The 19,001-nt window shown below is 40.2% G+C and carries 20 protein-coding genes and 1 riboswitch; of the genes, 17 read left to right on the top strand and 3 right to left on the bottom strand.

All coding sequences use genetic code 11. The annotated features are described in order from the left end of the window. Positions 1 to 430 precede the first annotated feature (430 nt). From AC3ISE_RS10565 to AC3ISE_RS10550, 4 genes are all read left to right on the top strand, one after another. Positions 431 to 892, top strand: coding sequence for a hypothetical protein (locus tag AC3ISE_RS10565; RefSeq protein WP_489224147.1), 462 nt, complete (start codon positions 431 to 433; stop codon positions 890 to 892). After that, positions 858 to 1,580, top strand: coding sequence for a ThiF family adenylyltransferase (locus tag AC3ISE_RS10560; protein WP_489224146.1), 723 nt, complete (start codon positions 858 to 860; stop codon positions 1,578 to 1,580). Before AC3ISE_RS10565 ends, AC3ISE_RS10560 begins: the two co-directional genes overlap by 35 nt. Position 1,581: 1 nt before the next feature. Continuing rightward, on the top strand, positions 1,582 to 2,787 hold the full coding sequence (locus tag AC3ISE_RS10555; protein WP_489224145.1) for a hypothetical protein: 1,206 nt from the start codon (positions 1,582 to 1,584) through the stop codon (positions 2,785 to 2,787). Positions 2,788 to 2,959: 172 nt separating this feature from the next. Continuing rightward, on the top strand, positions 2,960 to 3,745 hold the full coding sequence (locus AC3ISE_RS10550) for a phosphatidate cytidylyltransferase (RefSeq protein WP_489224144.1): 786 nt from the start codon (positions 2,960 to 2,962) through the stop codon (positions 3,743 to 3,745). A 294-nt stretch (positions 3,746 to 4,039) separates the two neighbouring features. Here AC3ISE_RS10550 and AC3ISE_RS10545 read toward each other — a convergent pair whose 3' ends face one another. Further along, positions 4,040 to 5,161, bottom strand: a complete 1,122-nt coding sequence (locus AC3ISE_RS10545; RefSeq protein ID WP_489224143.1) for an NAD(P)/FAD-dependent oxidoreductase — start codon at positions 5,159 to 5,161, stop codon at positions 4,040 to 4,042. A gap of 139 nt (positions 5,162 to 5,300) precedes the next feature. On the opposite strand from AC3ISE_RS10545, the gene AC3ISE_RS10540 reads away from it, so the two are divergent. The 3 genes from AC3ISE_RS10540 to AC3ISE_RS10530 all read left to right on the top strand — a co-directional run bounded on the left by AC3ISE_RS10540 (position 5,301) and on the right by AC3ISE_RS10530 (position 7,598). Continuing rightward, on the top strand, positions 5,301 to 6,284 hold the full coding sequence (locus AC3ISE_RS10540; RefSeq protein WP_489224142.1) for a hypothetical protein: 984 nt from the start codon (positions 5,301 to 5,303) through the stop codon (positions 6,282 to 6,284). 107 nt (positions 6,285 to 6,391) lie between these two features. Further along, on the top strand, positions 6,392 to 6,745 hold the full coding sequence (locus AC3ISE_RS10535) for a PadR family transcriptional regulator (RefSeq protein ID WP_489224141.1): 354 nt from the start codon (positions 6,392 to 6,394) through the stop codon (positions 6,743 to 6,745). Beyond that, a complete protein-coding gene (locus AC3ISE_RS10530; protein WP_489224140.1) occupies positions 6,729 to 7,598 on the top strand; it encodes a permease prefix domain 1-containing protein in 870 nt (289 codons plus the stop codon). The genes AC3ISE_RS10535 and AC3ISE_RS10530 overlap by 17 nt, the downstream gene beginning before the upstream one ends. A gap of 98 nt (positions 7,599 to 7,696) precedes the next feature. Here the strand turns inward: AC3ISE_RS10530 and AC3ISE_RS10525 are convergent, their stop codons facing one another. Beyond that, positions 7,697 to 8,146, bottom strand: coding sequence for a cupredoxin domain-containing protein (locus AC3ISE_RS10525; RefSeq protein ID WP_489224139.1), 450 nt, complete (start codon positions 8,144 to 8,146; stop codon positions 7,697 to 7,699). Between the two features lie 131 nt (positions 8,147 to 8,277). On the opposite strand from AC3ISE_RS10525, the gene AC3ISE_RS10520 reads away from it, so the two are divergent. Continuing rightward, positions 8,278 to 8,442: a hypothetical protein gene (locus AC3ISE_RS10520; RefSeq protein WP_154318221.1), complete on the top strand. Its 165-nt coding sequence runs from the start codon at positions 8,278 to 8,280 to the stop codon at positions 8,440 to 8,442. A gap of 36 nt (positions 8,443 to 8,478) precedes the next feature. Here the strand turns inward: AC3ISE_RS10520 and AC3ISE_RS10515 are convergent, their stop codons facing one another. Then, the gene (locus AC3ISE_RS10515; protein ID WP_489224138.1) at positions 8,479 to 8,760 is read right to left on the bottom strand and encodes a hypothetical protein; all 282 of its coding nucleotides are present in this window, start codon (positions 8,758 to 8,760) and stop codon (positions 8,479 to 8,481) included. A 216-nt stretch (positions 8,761 to 8,976) separates the two neighbouring features. Between AC3ISE_RS10515 and AC3ISE_RS10510 the strand changes: the two genes are divergently transcribed. The 9 genes from AC3ISE_RS10510 to cbiB all read left to right on the top strand — a co-directional run bounded on the left by AC3ISE_RS10510 (position 8,977) and on the right by cbiB (position 19,000). After that, a complete protein-coding gene (locus AC3ISE_RS10510) occupies positions 8,977 to 10,233 on the top strand; it encodes a M20 family metallo-hydrolase (RefSeq protein ID WP_489224313.1) in 1,257 nt (418 codons plus the stop codon). Positions 10,234 to 10,459: 226 nt separating this feature from the next. Further along, positions 10,460 to 11,137: a Dph6-related ATP pyrophosphatase gene (locus tag AC3ISE_RS10505; protein WP_489224137.1), complete on the top strand. Its 678-nt coding sequence runs from the start codon at positions 10,460 to 10,462 to the stop codon at positions 11,135 to 11,137. A gap of 66 nt (positions 11,138 to 11,203) precedes the next feature. Continuing rightward, a riboswitch (cobalamin riboswitch) is annotated at positions 11,204 to 11,387 on the top strand. 130 nt (positions 11,388 to 11,517) lie between these two features. Then, positions 11,518 to 12,066 (top strand): cob(I)yrinic acid a,c-diamide adenosyltransferase, encoded by a 549-nt coding sequence (locus AC3ISE_RS10500; RefSeq protein ID WP_489224136.1) that lies wholly within the window; start codon positions 11,518 to 11,520, stop codon positions 12,064 to 12,066. After that, positions 12,050 to 13,591, top strand: a complete 1,542-nt coding sequence (locus AC3ISE_RS10495; RefSeq protein ID WP_489224135.1) for a cobyric acid synthase — start codon at positions 12,050 to 12,052, stop codon at positions 13,589 to 13,591. The genes AC3ISE_RS10500 and AC3ISE_RS10495 overlap by 17 nt, the downstream gene beginning before the upstream one ends. Further along, positions 13,584 to 14,633 carry a nicotinate-nucleotide--dimethylbenzimidazole phosphoribosyltransferase gene (gene cobT / locus AC3ISE_RS10490; protein WP_489224134.1) on the top strand — a complete coding sequence of 350 codons (1,050 nt, stop codon included), beginning with the start codon at positions 13,584 to 13,586 and terminating at the stop codon, positions 14,631 to 14,633. The genes AC3ISE_RS10495 and cobT overlap by 8 nt, the downstream gene beginning before the upstream one ends. A 40-nt stretch (positions 14,634 to 14,673) precedes the next feature. Then, the gene (locus tag AC3ISE_RS10485; RefSeq protein WP_489224133.1) at positions 14,674 to 15,663 is read left to right on the top strand and encodes an ABC transporter substrate-binding protein; all 990 of its coding nucleotides are present in this window, start codon (positions 14,674 to 14,676) and stop codon (positions 15,661 to 15,663) included. Next, positions 15,626 to 16,693 carry a FecCD family ABC transporter permease gene (locus AC3ISE_RS10480; protein ID WP_489224132.1) on the top strand — a complete coding sequence of 356 codons (1,068 nt, stop codon included), beginning with the start codon at positions 15,626 to 15,628 and terminating at the stop codon, positions 16,691 to 16,693. The genes AC3ISE_RS10485 and AC3ISE_RS10480 overlap by 38 nt, the downstream gene beginning before the upstream one ends. A gap of 17 nt (positions 16,694 to 16,710) precedes the next feature. Then, positions 16,711 to 18,054 (top strand): ABC transporter ATP-binding protein, encoded by a 1,344-nt coding sequence (locus AC3ISE_RS10475; RefSeq protein ID WP_489224131.1) that lies wholly within the window; start codon positions 16,711 to 16,713, stop codon positions 18,052 to 18,054. Next, positions 18,038 to 19,000: an adenosylcobinamide-phosphate synthase CbiB gene (gene cbiB / locus AC3ISE_RS10470; RefSeq protein ID WP_489224130.1), complete on the top strand. Its 963-nt coding sequence runs from the start codon at positions 18,038 to 18,040 to the stop codon at positions 18,998 to 19,000. Before AC3ISE_RS10475 ends, cbiB begins: the two co-directional genes overlap by 17 nt. Position 19,001 lies beyond the last annotated feature (1 nt).

Below are 19,001 nucleotides of genomic sequence, written 5' to 3'. Positions count from 1 at the left end.
ATATTGAGAGTGTAAAAAGCTAAAAAACATGTAGTGAAAATGACCTGTTTTTCAATTGAATTCATTATTTTACTATTTTTAATGAAGGTAAGTATTTCCATAATATTTCATAAAAAGGATTTCAAAAGCTTTTAATTTTTCTATATAAATTCAAATCATCTCCTTTCAATTAGGTAAATAGACATAAAAGACAGATTATTATAAACATTGACAAAGTTCACATATTTTCTTAATATTACATTATAATTCTATATTTACATAAATATGGAAAATAAAAACAAGAGGAGGATTTTATCATGAAAAAAATCAAAATCAAAAAAGTAGAAAAATTAGTGGCATTAGTAAATCATCACGCATAATTAATAAAAAGGCTTTAGGACAACCTCTTTGGGTCCCCTAAAGCCTTTTTTATCTTTGGGAGCTGATAAAATTGAATCCTCAATTCAAATATATTTTTACGCCAATTATTGAACTGGACAAGAAAATACAAATTGGAAGAGAAGACGGAAATTTAGAACTGGACGATCCCGATGGAAATGTTAAAAAGCTGCTGGAATTAATGGACGGAAAACAAAGTTTAGAAGAAATATCCCTGCAGCTTAACACGGATCCGCATGATTTTATGGACATTCTTGAAGACTTAAATGAATTCGGGTTAATAGAAGACTCCAAAGCACTTCAGAGGACCGCGCTGTCTAAAACTGAGCTTGAAAGATATCGCTCAAATCTAAATTATTTTTCTAATTTCTCAGATCTTCAGCACAGCAGATATTCTTATCAGGAAAAACTAAAGCAGGCATCTGTCGCTGTATTGGGATTAGGCGGGTTTAGTCTTACAGCTCGCAGCTCTGGCAGGTATGGGAATTGGAAAAATAGTAGGACTGGATTATGATACGGTGGAATTAAGCAATTTAAATCGCCAATTTTTATACAGCGAGGACGATATCGGCCATTTAAAAACAACCGCATCTCTTAATCGATTAAAAAAAATAAATTCTGAAATCGATGTTGAAGTACATAATCTAAAAGTCGAGAATGCTCACTGTCTCTCTGAAATTATAGAGAAAACGGACATTGTAATAAACGGTATTGATCAGCCAAGCATAGTATCAACTAGATGGGTTAATTATGCATGTGTAAAAAATGATAAACCATATTTATTGGGAGGAATCGGACATACGAGTATTCTTCTTCAAAAGTATTTGCCAGGTCATGAAAGCGGATGCTTTGATTGTTATTTATTAAAAAGCATGATGGAAAGCCCTGTTTTTGAATATCAGTTAAGAGCAGTGTATGGTGCATCTTTTCAAAAAAGGAATACAGCCTTTGCACCGAACATTGCTATGATTACAGGACTGATTACGAATGAACTAGCCAAGAAAATCGGCGGCTATGGAGAAATAGAATCCATATCTTCATCATTAGAAATCAGCAGTCTTTCATTTGAAGTTTTATCAAATACTAAATGGACTAAATTAGAAGAATGCCCTACATGCGGTATTCATTCCAATAAAGAAACTGAGCCTGTCGACTTAGAGGAACTAATCATGATAGCTAAACAGGAAAGCAGGGTAGGATAAAATGATTATTAGCCTTGATTCCATAGTTCAGGCCAAATTGTCTATTCAGGAAGATGGAGAGGAATTTACTGTAGGAGATCCTGTCAGCGGCACCTTTATTCGAGTGCCTTATGAGGCTGTTCATGTGATTAACTTGCTTGACGGAAAAAAAACGGTCAAAGAAATCAGCCATCTTTTAAATGAGGAAGCAATGGATGTTGATGTATTGGATTTTGTTGAAACTTTGCATGAACTTGAATTAATTTACTCTATTGATGAGGAAGTTTTTTTACAAAACAATGAAACTAAGGAACCTAATCCATTTCTTTCATTCTTATCAGCCGCACTTTTTCATCCTATCTTACAGGCAGGATATCTCTTGATATTTATTTTCAGTATCATCATTCTTTTTATGGCTCCTGAACTAGTTCCATCTTATGAACATTTTTGGGTTTTTGAGGCAACCGGCATGAGTCTTTTACTTCTTTTTATCACCTCATGGCCTTTAACTATTATTCATGAATTTGGTCATTATCTAGCAGCGCTTAGGCTTGGCATCCCTGTAAAATTCAGATTGAGTCTGAGGTTTTATTGGCTCGTTGTAGAAGCAGACATGACCGGACTGTGGTCTGTCTCTAAGAAAAAACGATACCTTCCGTATGCTGCAGGAATGGCATTTGATTCTGCCATCTTGTTTATAGTTCTAGTTGGACAGTTTGCTGTGTCAGGATTCTTACTAAGCCTATTTAAAATGATCACACTTTTGCTTGTACTTAGGTTTGCCTGGCAGCTGCTGATTTTCTTAAGAACAGATATTTATTTTCTGATCATGAACTCGCTTAACATGCCAAGTCTTCATGGTTTTGCAAAAGTCATCATTCGTGAAATTCTTACAAAGAAGAGGTATTCGAAAGAATCGATGGAAGATTTATCATCTAAAGAATTTTTTTATGTAAAGGTATTTACCTCTTTCTATTTAATTGGAGGGGCAGTAGCTGCCGTACTCTTGTTTTACTATTCCATTCCAGGTTTATATGTTTTGCTGAAACAAACATATGTACAAGTGATGGATAATCCTTTAGGCACATTCCTTTTCTGGGATGGAATTCTTACACTGTTTGTCCTTTCTGCGAACGCCATTATTTGGTGTATAGGCGCGCTTGGAAAGTACAGGACTATGAAGCTTGAAAGAGTAGTTAGTAAGCAGGAAGCGGATGTTACTTCATAAGACATGCAATTGCTCGTTCAATTGCATGTTTTTTGATGCGGCAGGCATTTACAGGTGGATATATATGGTATTTCAGTTAACTTCTATTAAAATATACAGATTTGTTTTTCGTTTTTCTTATCTTTATAGTACAATCAATTCTAATGGAAAAAAAGATAAGGAAGTGTAACAAATGAAAGAACGCATCATCACCGGCATCATTATCTTGATTTTATTCATGATTCCATTCTATATTGGAGCATTTTGGTTTACTTATTTAGCCATGATTTTAGCCATAATTGCCTTTCATGAATTGACAACCATCATTAAAATCAGAAAATACGGGACGAAATATTTTGTTGGCCTTGCAGGAATTGTGCTGTTATTTCTCCCGCTGCTTCCGTTTTTGAATGTAACGTTTGAGATTATCCAAATTAAAGTGCTGCTTGCACTCGTTTTATTTTTCCTGACATCCACCGTTTTTAATATTGAATATTCGATCGAAAAAGCTGGAACGCTGCTGATCGGTGTTCTCTACATTGGATTCGGCTTTGTGTTTTTGGCAGAAGCGAGAATTGATGAAGGCCTTATTTGGACACTCGCAGTATTAATTTCAATATGGGCAACTGACTCAGGAGCCTATTTTGTCGGCAGAAAGCTTGGCAGAACGAAGCTTGCTGAAAAAGTAAGCCCGAATAAAACGATTGAAGGATCAATCGGGGGAATCATCATTGCTCTTATTATTGGTCTTGTCATGCAAATGAGTTTTCAGCCATTCGACAATTATGGTGAGACAGTCCTTCTGATCTTTGTCGTTTCTATTGCCGGTCAAGTTGGAGACCTTGTAGAATCAGCTTTAAAACGCCACTTCAAAGTAAAAGATTCAGGCAAGCTGCTCCCTGGACACGGAGGCATTCTCGACAGGCTGGACAGCTGGATCTTTGTTTTCATCGGATTGAAGTTAATAGGATTAATTTAGAGGATATACGATTATCGTATATCTTTTTTTATATAAAAGGCTGTTTTCGCATAGATTGTTGTTTTTGATTATAAATGTTGTCCGTTCCTTTCCGCTGCAGGAACTTGCTTTCCGCGGGGAGCGTGGAAGCCTCCTCGGCGAGCCTGCGGGGTCTTCCATTTCGCTCTATTTTCCCGCAGGAGTCAAGTTTATCCGCCACAATCCACTAATGGTTTTAAACTTCTAGTCTATAAGCAACAATATTTACGAAAAGAGCCTTTTAAAAATATAAAATTCAAAAAGGGAGGGAGATCTTCAGTCCCCCAAAGCCCCTTCAATTTTATATAGATCGAGGTCAATCTCAAGCTCCATGCCAAGTGTAAGCTTTGCAAGCTCTCGGCCAATAAAAGGGCCCATCGTCAGCCCCGATGCTCCCAGTCCGTTTGCAGCTGCTAAGCCTCTCCAGCCCGGTACGGAACCTACTACAGGCAAAAAGCCCGGTGTAAATGGCCTAAAACCTGTTCTGGCTTCAAGAAAGGTACTTTCTTCTAGGCCTGGAGCCGTTTCTAATGCTTTATTAAAAATCTCCTGCAAACCGCCTGCTGTAATTCTGGTATCGAATCCTTTAATCTCATTTTCATGCGTTGCTCCGGCCACAATCCGCTGTTCATCAAATGCAAGTAAATATTGATCACTTGGAGGCATGACTACAGGCCAGGAATCCGTATTTGCGTCTTCTAGTTTCAAATGGGCAATCTGAGCTTTTTGATACGTGACCTTAAAAGTTATGCCAAGAGGCTTTAGTAATTCATTTGCCCAGGCTCCTGCGCAGATTATGACCTCATCTGCAGAAAAATCTTTCCCATTAACAAACACTCCTGTCACTTGGTTGCCTTCATATTGAAGTTTAGCATCCCCATGAATATAAACGGCTCCCTTTTTTCCGGCAGCTCTTAAAAGGGAGTCTCTTAAAGCACGGCCATCAACACGTGCAGCTCCTTCAATATGAACGGAAAAATAGTCATCTGACAGCGGAGGAAAGCTTTTTTTTGTTTCTATTTTGGATAATGGTGTGATTTTGCCGATTTCCGGTGCATCTTCTTTTCTTTTAATAGCCCGTTCTTCAATCTTCTTAATCTTATCTTCATCACGTTGCAGGATAATCGCGCCTACCCGCCTATAACCCGTATCTGATTCACCTTTTTTTTCAAGTTCATCAATTAATTCTGGATAGTAACGGGCTCCGCCTTTGGCAAGCTTATACCAGGCTTGATTTCTGCGCTGTGATACCCAGGGGCAGACGATTCCGGCCGCAGCATCTGTTGCTTGTCCTGCATCTTTGCGGTCTACTATGGTAACCTCAGCTCCAAATTTAGCTAAATGATAGGCAGTCGAAGCTCCTAAGATTCCTGCACCAACTACGATAATCTTTTTCATTTACATTCATCCTTTTAAAAATTCATTACTTTTACTATACACAATTGTTCTCACATCCTGCGATCTATATGATTTCATCCTAACCAAAGATAAGAGGGCATAGAATAGTGTATCAAATGTTTCAATAAAGAGGTGCAGAATGAATTCGATAAATAACAATTATTTGCCTTTGATAAAGCATTTTCTGCCGCATGAAGCTGAAGTGCTGGAAATATTGCATCCAACGAACCGCCAGGCCATTCTTGTTGGCGATATAGATGGAGACCAAATCATGGAAATAGCGGCTGCCTACAGATACAATGAGGAGCATTATGTCCTTATCTTAAAAAATGTTCATCATTCGTGGCAAAAGGCAGCAAATTTGAAAGGAAACAGTCCTTATTTTGCTGATTTTTATCTAAACTCTCCTGAGATGAGCCGTTATATTGTGACCGAGGAAAAAGGAGACGTCACTGGAGATGGCGTACCTGATACTGTCTATCTGACTGCCGATCAAACTCCTGACAGCCCATTTCTGCAGAATATTACCCTGAATATTAAAATTGGAAGAACCGGACAAGTGCAGCAAATTCCTCTAAAAGAGAATGCCGGATATGAACCATCTTTGTTTTTGGGTGATTTTACAGGCAATAAAGCAGAAGATATTTTAGTAGTCATTAACTCAGGCGGCAGCGGAGGCATTATATTCACCTATGTTTTTTCCTACATGGACAGGAATTTCAAACAGATTTTCGACTTTGAAACGTTTAATGAATCAAATAAATACGAAGTTTTCTACCTAGATCAATTCAAGGCCCAAGTAAATAGTTTAAACCCGGCTAAAACATATATTCTTGACCTTCAGTATAAAGGGGAGGAGTACCTGAACGAAATTTATAATAAAGACGGCACTTTAAAGCAACCTGTTGAGGGCTGGGTAGCTCCGCTTTCAGGACTGTACCCGGTCGACTTTGAACGGGACGGTATTTATGAACTGGATGCGTATCAGAATATCCCAGGCAGGTACAGTGCAGATGGATTAGGTTACATGATGAATGTTTTAAAGTGGAACGGACGTGAATTTGTGACGGATCGGCAGAGCATTGCGATTTTTGGGAAGGAAACTGAGCAGCAAATAACTTAATGACAAACGATTAATACAAGCTGCGATTTATGCAGCTTGTCTTTTTAAAATAATACCTTGCATTATTAGGTATTATTTTTTATATTATACTAAAGAGGTGATAAAAAATGGAAATTAATAAAGAGGTTTTAAAAGGCCACATAGATACTATTATTTTATCTCTTCTGCACAGCAGGGATATGTACGGTTATGAGCTGGCAAAATTGGTTCGTGAAAAAAGCAAAGATCAGTTTGAATTAAAAGAAGGTACTCTTTATTTATCTTTAAAGCGATTAGAAAAAAACAAGTGGATCTCTTCTTATTGGGGAGACGAGCAGGGACCTGGCGGAAGAAGAAAATATTATAACTTAACTTCCCTGGGTACGGAAGGTTTTGAAGAAAAGCGCAAAGAATGGCAATTTGTTAAAAACATGATGGATTCATTTTTAGAAGGAGGAGAAAAAGATGAAGCAAATAGATAAGTATGTAAACTCAATTTATAAAAATGTGTCAGGCAATAAGCAGGAAATTGAGGATATCATGGAGGAAATGCGCTCACATTTAATAGAAAGTGTTGAAGAGCTTAAAGCAAAGGGGAAATCAGAAGAAAATGCTATTCAGATTGCCATTGAAAATTTCGGTGGTAAACAGAACATGATTAAAGGGTTATCTGAGTTTTTTAAAGTGCAGAAAAAATTCCTTACCTACATAGGGGCAATTGCTGTATTTGCATTCGTGCTGGGTTGTATTTTTCTCATATTATCCATCATGGATCAAAAAGAGTTCAATGATGAAGCAGCACAATTGAATAAAGTGCAAGAGGAACAAGAGCTCATCATGAATGATGTATTTGATGTACTTGAGAATTCAAATGAGCTGACTCCAGCGGATGAAAAGAATCTTATCGAGGCATATGAAAAATACCAGGATAAACTAAATCTCATTGCGGTTTTTCCTGTAAAAGGTTTAGAAGATTGGCTCCAAGAAAATCAGCAAGTGTTAGATGGGCCAGACAGACATTTTCCAATTGATTATGTAAGAGCTGCATCGGTAATTGGCAAAGAGGGCGTGATTAATAATAAAGAACAAATTAAACCAAGTGATTATGATTTTGGTACTGTAGTTATGGCGAACAGCAAATGGATTATTCAATACGAATATAAAACCTCTTATGAAAAGACGATTGAAAAGTATGTTCAATTAAAATATTATGGTCCCGCTATTTGGAGCTTTTATCAGATTCCTATTTTATTTTTCACTATATTCATTGTTCTCGGTGTAGTTTGGCTGTTCTTAAAGAAACAAAACAAGCAGTTAAAAGGAGTCATCAGTTAATCCAACTTTAAGAATATTAAGCGCATTAAAGAGGGAACTTCCAGTAAAATTGGAGTTCCCTTTATATATATCTTGTCCTATTAAAAATAAACCAATCCTTAATCCACAACGATATACGCAATCATCGGCACACCTTGTCCGTGATGGGAGTGTGTATCGCAAATGAGACGATAAATTCCTTCTTTATCGAATTTTAACGGAATGACTGTTTTGGTCCCTTTTTTCACTGTACCAGTGATGTCCGTTCCTTCAATTCTGAATGGATGCTCACTGCCATTCACACCATGAATGGTTAATGTTACTTGTTTTCCTTCCGGCACATAGATCGTTCCCGGGTCCCATCTGTAGGCCTCAATCTCTTTTCCGTCATCCGTTTTTGATTTGAATTCCCCTGTGACCATATTGATTTCCAGGTTCCCGCTGTTATTTTCCATTTTCAAGGTTGGGGATGCTATTGGACTGAAATAATACCAAAGGCCAATTCCTATTAAAGCAAAAAGTGCCGCTCCAAATAAAATCCATTTCTTTTTAATTAAGACAAAGCGCATGACTGTACCTCCTATCTCTATTTTTAAATTTATATGACAGGAGGGAGGTAAACTTGTCTTATCATTTTAAGGAAAAGGACGAATAGATACGTTTCCATAAACAAACCCTTTAAGAAAAAGGAGGTTCAACCATGAAAAAAGAAAAAGATGAGTCGTTTTTGAAGCTGAAAGATGGCCAAGCACATCCAAATTTCAAGGACATATCAGGAGACTCCGTAGATGAACTCAGAAATACAGAGTCTGCCAACATCATGTTAGGCGGAGATGAAATCAAGCAGCAGAATGAAAATCTATAAACCAAAAAAGGTATGCCGCATGCGACATACCTTTTATTATTCCTCATTAAAGAACTCACTGCTGAAAAGGTTATATGAATCCTCTTCTTCCTCTTCTTTATCAACCGAGCGTACAGTGTCAGAGTAAGATTTTCTTCTTCGGTTTAAATCTTTGAATTCCGCTTCTAAAAATTCTGCCTGATCGTGTGAAAGCTTAATGGTTACTTCATTATTGTTTTCATCCGCAGCTTTTAAAAGCACATAGCTGTCTACCGAATCGCGCAGCGTCACGTTGCTGAGCGTTAAATTCATATTAATTAGTTCGTATCTTGCTTTCATTGATGAATGGACCTCCAGTGGCCGTATATATTATACATTCTATTTTATAGATATAAATAGAAAAGTACAATGAACCGGCAAAATAATTCTAAATAACCATTCGATTGGACAAAGTGTAAAAACATATTATGATTCATTTTACTTTAAGAAAAATGAAATAGAGAGAAATTTGCTATACTATTAATACAGAATATTCTATAAATTCACACGGGAGGGATACGATTGACAGAAAAAACACTGACAATAAACAAAACCCGGCTGGAAGAAAGAATACATGCTCTATCACAGATAGGGAAAATCAGTGATACAGGAGTATGCAGACTGGCTCTGTCTCCTGAAGACAAAGCCGCAGTGGAAACGGTAAAAGGCTGGATGGAAGAAGCAGGATTAACGGCAAGAATCGATGACTTTGGAAATCTGATTGGACGGCTTGAAGGAAGGAATCCTGAGGCTCCCGTATTGATGCTGGGTTCACATATTGATTCACAGCCGTATGCAGGAAGATTTGATGGAGTAATCGGTGTCATAGGTGCGTTAGAAGCTGCTCAAACATTGAAAGAGTTGAATATTACTCCAAATATGCCGATTGAGGTCGTCGCTTTTTGCGATGAAGAGGGGTGCCGTTTTAACAAAGGGTTGTTTGGAGTGCGAGGAATCCTCGGTAAGCTTGAGGAAGGCGAGTTAGACCGGACAGATAAAAATGGCATCACTCGAAAAGAGGCATTATTTGAATTTGGATGTGATCCTGAAAAATTCAAGGAATCAGAATACCCAGCCGGAAGTATTTCCGCATTTATTGAGCTGCACATAGAACAAGGGCCCATTCTTGAAGCAAAAGATATACCCGTTGGAATTGTAACAGGCATTTCAGGACCATTATGGCTGACGGTAGAATTGGAGGGCTTTGCAGGTCACGCCGGCTCTGTTCCTATGCACATGAGACAGGATGCACTGGTAGGAGCAGCCAAAATCGTTGTTGCGCTCAATGAATTAACAAGCGAGGATGTTTCGGCTCCTACAGTCGGCACAGTTGGAAGCATGAAGATCTTTCCTGACTCACGAAACATCATTCCCGAAAAAGTAAGCTTTACTATCGATTTAAGAGATATTGAGATTGAAAGACGTGATCTTATTGAACAGCAGCTGAGAAAAAAAATCCACACGATTTCAGAGCAGCATGGACTGACTTATACCATTTCAGAAGATACAAATAGCGAACCGCGCTATTGCTCTGAAAGAATTAAAAAAATGATGAGTAAAGAGAGCGCAAATATGGGGCTGAATGCGATTGAATTAATGAGCGGACCGTTTCATGATTCGCTGGCAATGTCGTATGAATGTGAGTATGGAATGATTTTTGTCCGCTGTAAAGACGGCATCAGCCATAATCCTAAAGAGTTTTCAACTATTGAGGATATCTCGCTTGGAACGGAGCTATTATACAGAACGGCTATGAAAATGGCTTTAGATTAAATAAAAAATGAATCATGGAAAACCAGATAAAGAGCGCCAAAGTGGATAATTATTCATTTTGGTGTTTTTTGATAGAAAAATATCCGTCTTCAGAAGCAACTCATTGTATATTAATACAATGTTGTCATTCATGACGGCAATTTCTTTTGACTTGCGATTTCTTTTGAATCATAATCAAAATGGAAAAAAGCAAAGCATACATAAAAAAATGAAAGCGGTGAATCGAATGAAGAAAAAGATTGCCCTATCATGGAGCGGCGGCAAAGATGGCTGTATGGCACTGCATAAGCTAATTGCCCAGGGCCATGAAATTGCCTGTCTTGTAACCACTGTACCAGTGGAGCTGGAAAGAACGTTCGGACATGGCGAGAAATTGGAAGCGATTCTAAAACAAAGTGAAGCCTTAGGTATTCCTGTGCATTTTATTAGATGCACATTTAAAGGATATACTCAAAGTTTTATAGATTCACTTAGAGAGTTGAAGGAAAACTATCATCTTACAAGTGCAGCTTTCGGAGATTTGTATCTTGATGAACACCGCAGCTGGGGAGAGAATGCAGCGAACTCTGCCGGGTTAGAAGCACTGTATCCGCTCTGGATGGAGAAGAAGGAAGCAGCGCACGCCCTTCAAGCTTTTGCAAATAGCGGATACAAAGCAGTCATCATCCGAACTCAGGATGATGTGCTTGATAAAACATGGCTTGGCAAGGAAATTGATCAGCAGCTAATTGAAAAAATGAAGTCCGAGCCTGTCTGTCCTATGGGTGAGGCAGGAGAATATCATACCTTTGTGTATGATGGCCCGTTATTTAAAAAGCGAATCCAGCTTACATTTGGCGAGAAAACACAAATGGAAACTATGACGCGTCTGGAGCTTGAAGGTTTAACCCTCATCGTGAAATAGTCTGACTGACGTTTCAGAAAAAAGATTTTGATGACATTTCCATTTTTATAGATTACAATGAACAAAAAAATATGATTCTTTAAAAGTGCCTGATGAAATCAGGATAATAGGGAAACCGGTTAAAATCCGGTGCAGCCCCCGCTACTGTAAGCGCAGATTCCATTGAGATGCCACTGACTTTTTAAGTTGGGAAGGTTCAATAGAAAATGAAGCGTGAAGCCAGGAGACCTGCTTTTAAAGATTGATTGCTTGTTTTTCGGTGGGAAAAATAAGTCAGGTACCCTTAGTGTGTAAGAATTTGCTTATTAAAGGCCTTGACTGACTTCCTATTCAGTTCAAGGTCTTTTTTATGTTTATAGACAAAAAGAGGAGATGCGGGAATGACAGGAAATGATCAAAAAGGAAGAGTGCTCATTTTTACGGGCAACGGCAAAGGAAAAACAACAGCGGCCATCGGTCTTGCTGTCAGGTCAATCGGAAGAGAAATGAAAGTCTCCATCCTTCAATTTATAAAATCACCCGAAAGAACCTATGGTGAAAAAAATGTGCTTGAAACACTCAACGGTGCAGAGATCCATCAGCTTGGCGCCGGATTCACTTGGACAAAAACACCTGATGTTCACCGCAAAGCGTTAAAATCAGCCTGGAGTATAGCTAAAGAAAAGATAGTAAGCGGCAAGTATGATGTTGTCATTCTTGATGAAATCAATAATGCGCTAGCTATTCAGAAGTTCCCGGTTGATGACGTTCTGCCAATAGAGGATGTTATACATACGATTCAAAACCGCCCGACCCACGTTCATATCGTTCTGACAGGAAGAGATGCAAAAGAAGAAATAAAAGAAATCGCGGATCTTGTGTCTGTCATCAATGTGGAAAAGCACTACTACGAAGAAGGTGTAGATGCCATTTATGGAATTGAATATTGAAGAACAAAACGCATTAAAACTCATGATTCAAGGGACACATTCTGACGCAGGAAAAAGCATGCTCGTCACAGCACTCTGCCGGATTTTCAGGCAGGACGGCTATCAAACAGCCCCGTTTAAATCGCAAAATATGGCTCTGAATTCTTATATTACGAGTGATGGCAAGGAAATCGGAAGGGCTCAGGGAATTCAGGCGGAGGCTGCCCGAATAGAAGCCACGACTGATATGAATCCCATTTTGATCAAGCCATCAAAAGACATGGAATCTCAGGTGGTTTTTCATGGGAAGCCCTATGCAAATATGAGGGCAACCGAGTATAGAGAGGATTTTTATCATTTAGGGCTTCAGGCGATCAAGGATTCGCTGATGAAGCTGTCAAACAAATACGAAGTCATTGTGATCGAAGGGGCAGGTTCTCCTGCAGAAGTGAATTTAAATGACCGTGAGCTTGTGAACATGAGAGTAGCAGCAATCGCAGAGGCTCCAGTGATTTTAATCGGAGATATTGACAAAGGAGGCGTTTTTGCCAGCCTGGTCGGGACCCTGCAGCTGCTGAGCGAGGCGGATCGGAACCGGATTATCGGGGTGATCATCAATAAATTCAGAGGCGATCTATCTCTGCTTCAGCCGGGACTGGACTGGTTTGAAGAATATACAGGGCTTCCGGTACTTGGAGTTGTTCCCTTTTTGCCGGACCTGGAAATAGCAGGGGAGGATTCTCTTGTTTTAAGCCAGTATTCAAACGGCACCAACCACGATGCAGAGCTGGATGTGGCGGTTCTTAGTTACCCAAGATTATCAAATTTTACAGATATTGATCCGTTAAGGCTTGAGCCTGATGTGAATATCCGTTTTGTTAAAAAAGCAGCGCATTTTGGAAACCCGGATCTCATCATTTTGCCTGGAACAAAAAACACGGCTGAAGACCTGATGTTTTTAAAACAGACAGGACTCGATAACAAAATCATCTCAGCTTATGAAAAAGGAACTCAACTTGCAGGGATTTGCGGAGGTTTTCAAATGCTGGGGGAAAAGGTTTTGGATCCAAACGGAGTTGAATCAGATCATCAGGAACTGACTGGACTTGGGATTTTCCCTGTATGTACAACGATCTTTTCTGAAAAGAAAACCATCCGTTCTGAGGGTTATTGCTCATTAAAAGATTTTGAAAAAATTTCTTTATCCGGATATGAAATACATATGGGACAAACAGCATCAACACAGAAAGTGAATCCTTTTTCAGTCCTTTCGGGAATTGAAGAAGGCTGTACTGCTCGAGATGGGCAGGTGTTCGGCACGTATTTGCATGATGTTTTTCATAATGATGAATTCAGAGGGATTTATTTGAACAAGCTCCGTCAGAAAAAAGGGCTCGAACCGATTGAGCGCTCGCTCCGCTTCCGTTTTTTTAAAGAAAGCGAGTATGACAGACTTGCTGCCCACGTCAGAGGCTCTGTTGATTTGAAAAAGATCTATGAATCAATGAAAACGTTTTATTTAAAGGAGGTGAAACAAAATGATTGATATTTATCAGCAGATCGATGCGATAGAACCTGTCAGCAAGCAAAAAGGGCTCGAAGCTTTAGCCTATATTCATTCCTTAACAAAGCCAGTGAACAGCCTTGGAGAAATAGAAAAAATTGCTGTGCAGCTTTCTGAAATCACATCTAAAGTAAAACCTGAAGTCTTCCCCCCAGGTGTCATCGTTTTTGCTGCAGACCATGGAGTAACAGAGGAAGGAGTCTCTGCCTATCCTCAAGAGGTAACGGCTCAGATGGTAAACAATTTTCTGTCTGGAGGAGCAGCCATAAACGTTTTTACAAAACGGGTAAATGGGCTGCTGGAAATTGTGGACACAGGCGTGAAAACAGATATTCCCGGTGTCCGCTCTGAAAAGATCGCATATGGAACAAAGAACTTTGCGGTTGAGCCTGCCATGACAAGAATGGAGGCAGTCCGCTCACTGGAAGTGGGAATGCAGCGGGCAGAAGCCATGATTAAAAATGGCGCTAAGCTCCTGATCCTCGGAGAAATGGGCATTGGCAATACAACTTCAAGCAGTGCCATTGCAGCTGCTCTGAGCGGATTAAAGCCTGAGGAGCTCACTGGCAGAGGAACAGGAATTGAGTCAAAGCAGGTTGCTTATAAAGCAGAAGTGATTCAAAAAGCTCTAAATAAGCTGAAGCCTGACGCAAATGACCCGATTGATGTTCTTGCTAAGGTAGGCGGTTTTGAGATTGGGGCGATGGCAGGCGCCATGCTTTACGCGGCATCAAAAAAAATTCCGGTTATTTTGGATGGATTCATATGTACAACGGCTGCACTCGTTGCGTCTAAATTAAATCGGCATGTGCGTAATTACATGATTGCCGGTCATTTATCGGTTGAACCGGGACATCTTCATGTATTGAATTTACTTGGGAAAAAGCCGCTTGTGTCCTTGGGAATGAGGCTCGGCGAAGGAACAGGAGCAGTCCTTGTCTACCCGCTGATTGAAGCAGCCGCTGAAATGGTGAAGGGAATGGCAACATTTGATACGGCAGGTGTATCAAAGGAACGTACATAAAAATAAAAAACAGACAATGACATAAAAGGCGGAGAAAAAAATGAAAACATCTTTCGGCATTAATTTTAATCGTATTGCCCTAATACTGCTTTTACTGGCAGGAATCCTTTCGGGATGTACACAGGGAGAACAGACTCAGCAAGCGGGCAAGAGCCAGGAACAAACACAGCAGGCTGAAAAAAAGGAAGAAGCTTTCCCGGTAACCGTTGCAGATGATTCAGGAAACGAAATAACACTAGAGGAAAAACCGGAGAAAATTGTTTCGCTGCTTCCTAGCACGACAGAAATGCTTTTTGCCCTTGGACTTGACTCGGAAATCGTCGGTGTCTCCGATTATGATAACTATCCTGAAGCAGCTTTAAAAAAGGAAAAAGTAGGAGCACAGGATTTAAATGCAGAGAAAATCATTGCCCTGCAGCCGGATGTAGCTTTTCTGCAGGATTACCATGCCCAAAATCATGGTGAAATCATCAAACAGTTCGAAGCAGCAGGCATCAAAGTGTTTATTGTCGGCTCTCAAAATTCGTTTGATCAGGTATACACTGCCATCCGCACTGTCGGGAAGGCTACAGGAACGTTAGATAAAGCAGACAGCATCATCGCAGATATGGATGCAAAAGTTAAGACCATCAAGGAAAAAGCAAAAGCTGTTAAAGACGAAAAACGCGTATGGATTGAAGTCTCACCGCAGCCGGATATTTACACAACAGGTAAAGGAACATTTATGAATGAAATGCTTGAAATGATTGGAGCTGAAAATGTTGCAGCAGCTGAAGAAGGCTGGGTAAAAATGGACGAAGAGAAAATCGTCAGCAGCAATCCGGATGTCATCATCACTACATATGGCTACTACGTCGACAATCCAGCTGATCAAGTTTTAAACAGAAGCGGCTGGAAGGAAGTAAAAGCTGTTCAGTCAAAACAGGTGTTTGACGTAAACAGCGACATGGTGACCCGTCCTGGACCCCGGTTAGCAGATGGAGTTGAAGAGCTTGGAAAACTCATTTATCCAGATGTTTTCAAAAAATAAACATCAGTTTCTTATTTTATTTGCAGCAATCTTTGCCATCATCAGCATGATATCAGGAGTCTTTGTGGGGGCGGTAAATGTTACCGTCCCTGATATTTTAACCATCATTGTAGGGAAAATGTTTCATCTTCAGCTGTTTCAGGGAGAAAAGAGCACTGAAATGATCATCTGGGAAATCCGGTTCTCAAGAGTTCTGCTCGCTTTTTTTGTTGGAGCATCATTGTCGCTTGCCGGTGCTGCGTTTCAGGGACTGCTGCAAAACCCGCTTGCTGATCCGTATACGATAGGCGTTTCATCCGGAGCTTCTCTGGGAGCGGTCATCATTATTTTTTTTCAAATTCAAATCACAATTCTGGGCAGTTTTACCCTGCCTATCATCGCAGTTCTCTTTGGAATGTTGACGCTGCTCATCGTCTTTGCTTTAACTCACTTGGCAAGCGGAAAGCTTACAAATGAAACCATTATCCTCGCAGGCATTATCATTTCTTCATTTATCAGTGCGTTTATTTCCCTGCTGATTGCCCTGATTCCGCGTGAGGATATCAGTCAGATTCTCTATTGGATCATGGGAAGCGTTGCGATGAGAGGATGGGGGCACGTTCAATTAATTGTCCCATTCTTTATACTTGGGGCTGCGATCATTCTTTTCCATTATCGTGAACTGAACAACATGGCACTGGGTGAGCAGGCCGCACAATTTTCAGGAATGAATGTAAAAAAGAAGAAAACCATTGTCTTGATTGCGGCATCCATTTTAACAGGAAGCGCTGTAGCTGTGTCAGGAGCAATCGGTTTTGTAGGACTCGTTATTCCTCATCTCGTCCGTCTCTTGGCCGGAGCGAATCACCGTCATGTTCTACCGCTTTCTATGCTGATAGGAGGAGGGTATCTTGTCCTCGCCGATCTGCTCGCAAGGTCCATTATCTCTCCTAAAGAACTTCCAATAGGAGTCGTAACGGCACTGATTGGATCGCCTATATTCACTTTATTGTTAATCAAAAATCGAAAACATAAAAAGACACATCTATAAAGGAAGGAAGGATGCAAATGCTGCAGGTCAATAATCTGACTGGAGGTTACGATGGAAAAAAAGCGGTCATCAAGGATCTCTCTTTTTCCATCGAACAAGGACGTTTTTTTGCTTTAATCGGTCCCAACGGCAGCGGAAAAACAACCATCATCCGGCTGATTATGGGGGCATTGCCCGTACATGATGGGGAAATCCTTCTAGGTGCAAAGCCGCTAGGTTCATATTCACAAAGAGAACTCGCTAAAAAAGCTGCCGTTATGACCCAGGAAAACGAAGCAGGGCTTGATTTTTCAGTTGAAGAGATTGTCATGCTCGGCAGGTATCCTTATCAAAAAGCGCTGTTTTTTAAAGAAAACACGGTGACGGACGTGCAAGCGGCAGAAACTGCCATGAAGCAGACTTCCGTCTGGGAATACCGCAAACGCCCTTATCATTCCTTAAGCGGCGGAGAAAAACAAAGAGTGCTTCTTGCAAAAGCGCTGGCTCAGGAACCGGAACTGCTTCTGCTCGATGAGCCGACAAATCATTTAGACGTAAAGCATACGAAAGAGCTTTTGGAATTACTGAAAAAATTGCAGAAAGACATGAATTTGACCATCCTCGCCATTTTGCATGATTTGAATCTGGCATCACTCTATGCAGATTCGATTGGATTGCTTAAAAACGGAGAGCTGGAAGGGAAGTATGAGGGACTTCATCTGCAAAACGAGAACACATTTTCAAATGTCTATGAAGTTAAGCTCAATTTCACTTCTCATCCATCTGTTTCAAAAACGCAAATTTCTCTCTCTCCTGAATATATGGCAGAAAAACCTGTCAATCTCCTGTCTGCTGTCCAAATTCAGCAAACAGAAAGATCAGCATACTTAAAAATGCAGAAACCTTTCAGAACACTTTCTGCAGGGGATGACGGAAAAGGTCTTCACTGGAGCAGACAGTGGATTTTTTCAAAATCAGAACTGCCAGAGAGCGGAGATTCCATCTTTTTCTCAAGCAAACAGCCTTATATTTTGTGGTCTTTAAATGAAAACTTGCCGCAAAAAGAGCTGCATCAGAATTCGTTTATCGTAAATCAGAGCGGCTTTACGTTCTGTGCCATAGTATCTCATTCTCCTTTTGAGGGAAAAGTGCACGCCGCTATCTTGACGGATGCACCTTTAGACGACGCAAATTTAATTAATTTGGCATTAAAAATAAATGCTATCAAATGGCATTCTGAGCAGAACTTTGGAAAAATCGTAGTTGGCATTCAGGAAAAACAGCAAAATGAGGCTGATCTGGAACGGATCTTTGAAGCAGCCGAAGATCTCTTTCAGACTGCTCTAAAAAGACTGGAGACTCCTCATGCAGTCTTTCGATGAGCGAACTGCCCTACTCATTTTGCTGAGTGTATTGATTGATCTTGTACTCGGAGATCCGAAATGGCTGCCGCATCCTGTCATCTTCTTCGGAAAGGTTATCAGTACAATTGAAAAAGCATGGAATAAAGGGGACAGGAAAAAGCTTAAAGGCATCATGCTTGCTGCGTTTCTGCCTTTTTCTGTTTTCATTATTTCTCTGTTTCTGCTAAAACTGCTTTATGCGATTTCTTATCTGCTTGGAATGGCTATTGAAATCTATCTTATTTCTACGACTATCGCCATTAAGGGGCTGAGGGATGCAGCAATGGAAGTCTATTATCCTCTTAAGTCAGGAGATCTTGCTGAAGCGCGAAAAAAACTTGGGTTTATTGTGGGAAGAGATACTGACAAGCTTCCCTCATCTGAAGTTGTCAGGGGAACGGTTGAAACGGTTGCAGAAAATACGGTTGATGCCATCATTTCCCCGCTGTTTTTTGCCATCATAGGCGGTGCGCCCCTAGCCCTTGCATACAGGGCAGTCAATACACTCGACTCGATGGTCGGATACAAGAATGAAAGATTTATAGACTTCGGCTTTGGATCTGCAAGACTTGATGATCTGCTTAACTTGATTCCAGCCCGTATTTGCGCAGGGTGTATGTGGAACGGCAGTTTTTTTATAAAAAAAATGAGAAGAATACATGCATTATCTGTTACGAAAAGAGATGCACCGAAGCATCCAAGTCCTAACGGCGGCTGGCCGGAAGCCATGACTGCGGGACTGCTCGGCATACAGCTGGGCGGTGTGAATGTATATGGCGGAATTGTCTCAGAACGGGCAAGGCTTGGTGATCCGCTCGAACCTTTGACTTTTATCCATATAAAAAAGGCAATTCTCATTATGAACAGTGCCTGGATTCTTTTTTTGACAGGTTATTTGATCCTTTTTGGATTAGGGAGGCAATAAT

This window comes from Metabacillus sp. KH_069 (genome assembly GCF_057838075.1).
The sequence above is the reverse complement of the archived record's forward strand: the minus strand, read 5'-3'. Positions and strand labels throughout refer to the sequence as shown.

Excerpts from the sequence above, each read along its gene's own strand:
- AC3ISE_RS10525 (WP_489224139.1), bottom strand. The coding sequence starts at position 8,146 with ATGCGCTTTGTCTTAATTAAAAAGAAATGGATTTTATTTGGAGCGGCA.
- AC3ISE_RS10540 (WP_489224142.1), top strand. The coding sequence starts at position 5,301 with ATGAATTCGATAAATAACAATTATTTGCCTTTGATAAAGCATTTTCTG.
- AC3ISE_RS10520 (WP_154318221.1), top strand. The coding sequence starts at position 8,278 with ATGAAAAAAGAAAAAGATGAGTCGTTTTTGAAGCTGAAAGATGGCCAA.
- AC3ISE_RS10505 (WP_489224137.1), top strand. The coding sequence starts at position 10,460 with ATGAAGAAAAAGATTGCCCTATCATGGAGCGGCGGCAAAGATGGCTGT.
- cobT (WP_489224134.1), top strand. The coding sequence starts at position 13,584 with ATGATTGATATTTATCAGCAGATCGATGCGATAGAACCTGTCAGCAAG.
- AC3ISE_RS10560 (WP_489224146.1), top strand. The coding sequence starts at position 858 with ATGGGAATTGGAAAAATAGTAGGACTGGATTATGATACGGTGGAATTA.
- AC3ISE_RS10500 (WP_489224136.1), top strand. The coding sequence starts at position 11,518 with ATGACAGGAAATGATCAAAAAGGAAGAGTGCTCATTTTTACGGGCAAC.
- AC3ISE_RS10555 (WP_489224145.1), top strand. The coding sequence starts at position 1,582 with ATGATTATTAGCCTTGATTCCATAGTTCAGGCCAAATTGTCTATTCAG.
- AC3ISE_RS10545 (WP_489224143.1), bottom strand. The coding sequence starts at position 5,161 with ATGAAAAAGATTATCGTAGTTGGTGCAGGAATCTTAGGAGCTTCGACT.
- cbiB (WP_489224130.1), top strand. The coding sequence starts at position 18,038 with ATGCAGTCTTTCGATGAGCGAACTGCCCTACTCATTTTGCTGAGTGTA.
- AC3ISE_RS10530 (WP_489224140.1), top strand. The coding sequence starts at position 6,729 with ATGAAGCAAATAGATAAGTATGTAAACTCAATTTATAAAAATGTGTCA.
- AC3ISE_RS10515 (WP_489224138.1), bottom strand. The coding sequence starts at position 8,760 with ATGAAAGCAAGATACGAACTAATTAATATGAATTTAACGCTCAGCAAC.
- AC3ISE_RS10475 (WP_489224131.1), top strand. The coding sequence starts at position 16,711 with ATGCTGCAGGTCAATAATCTGACTGGAGGTTACGATGGAAAAAAAGCG.
- AC3ISE_RS10485 (WP_489224133.1), top strand. The coding sequence starts at position 14,674 with ATGAAAACATCTTTCGGCATTAATTTTAATCGTATTGCCCTAATACTG.
- AC3ISE_RS10535 (WP_489224141.1), top strand. The coding sequence starts at position 6,392 with ATGGAAATTAATAAAGAGGTTTTAAAAGGCCACATAGATACTATTATT.
- AC3ISE_RS10550 (WP_489224144.1), top strand. The coding sequence starts at position 2,960 with ATGAAAGAACGCATCATCACCGGCATCATTATCTTGATTTTATTCATG.
- AC3ISE_RS10495 (WP_489224135.1), top strand. The coding sequence starts at position 12,050 with ATGGAATTGAATATTGAAGAACAAAACGCATTAAAACTCATGATTCAA.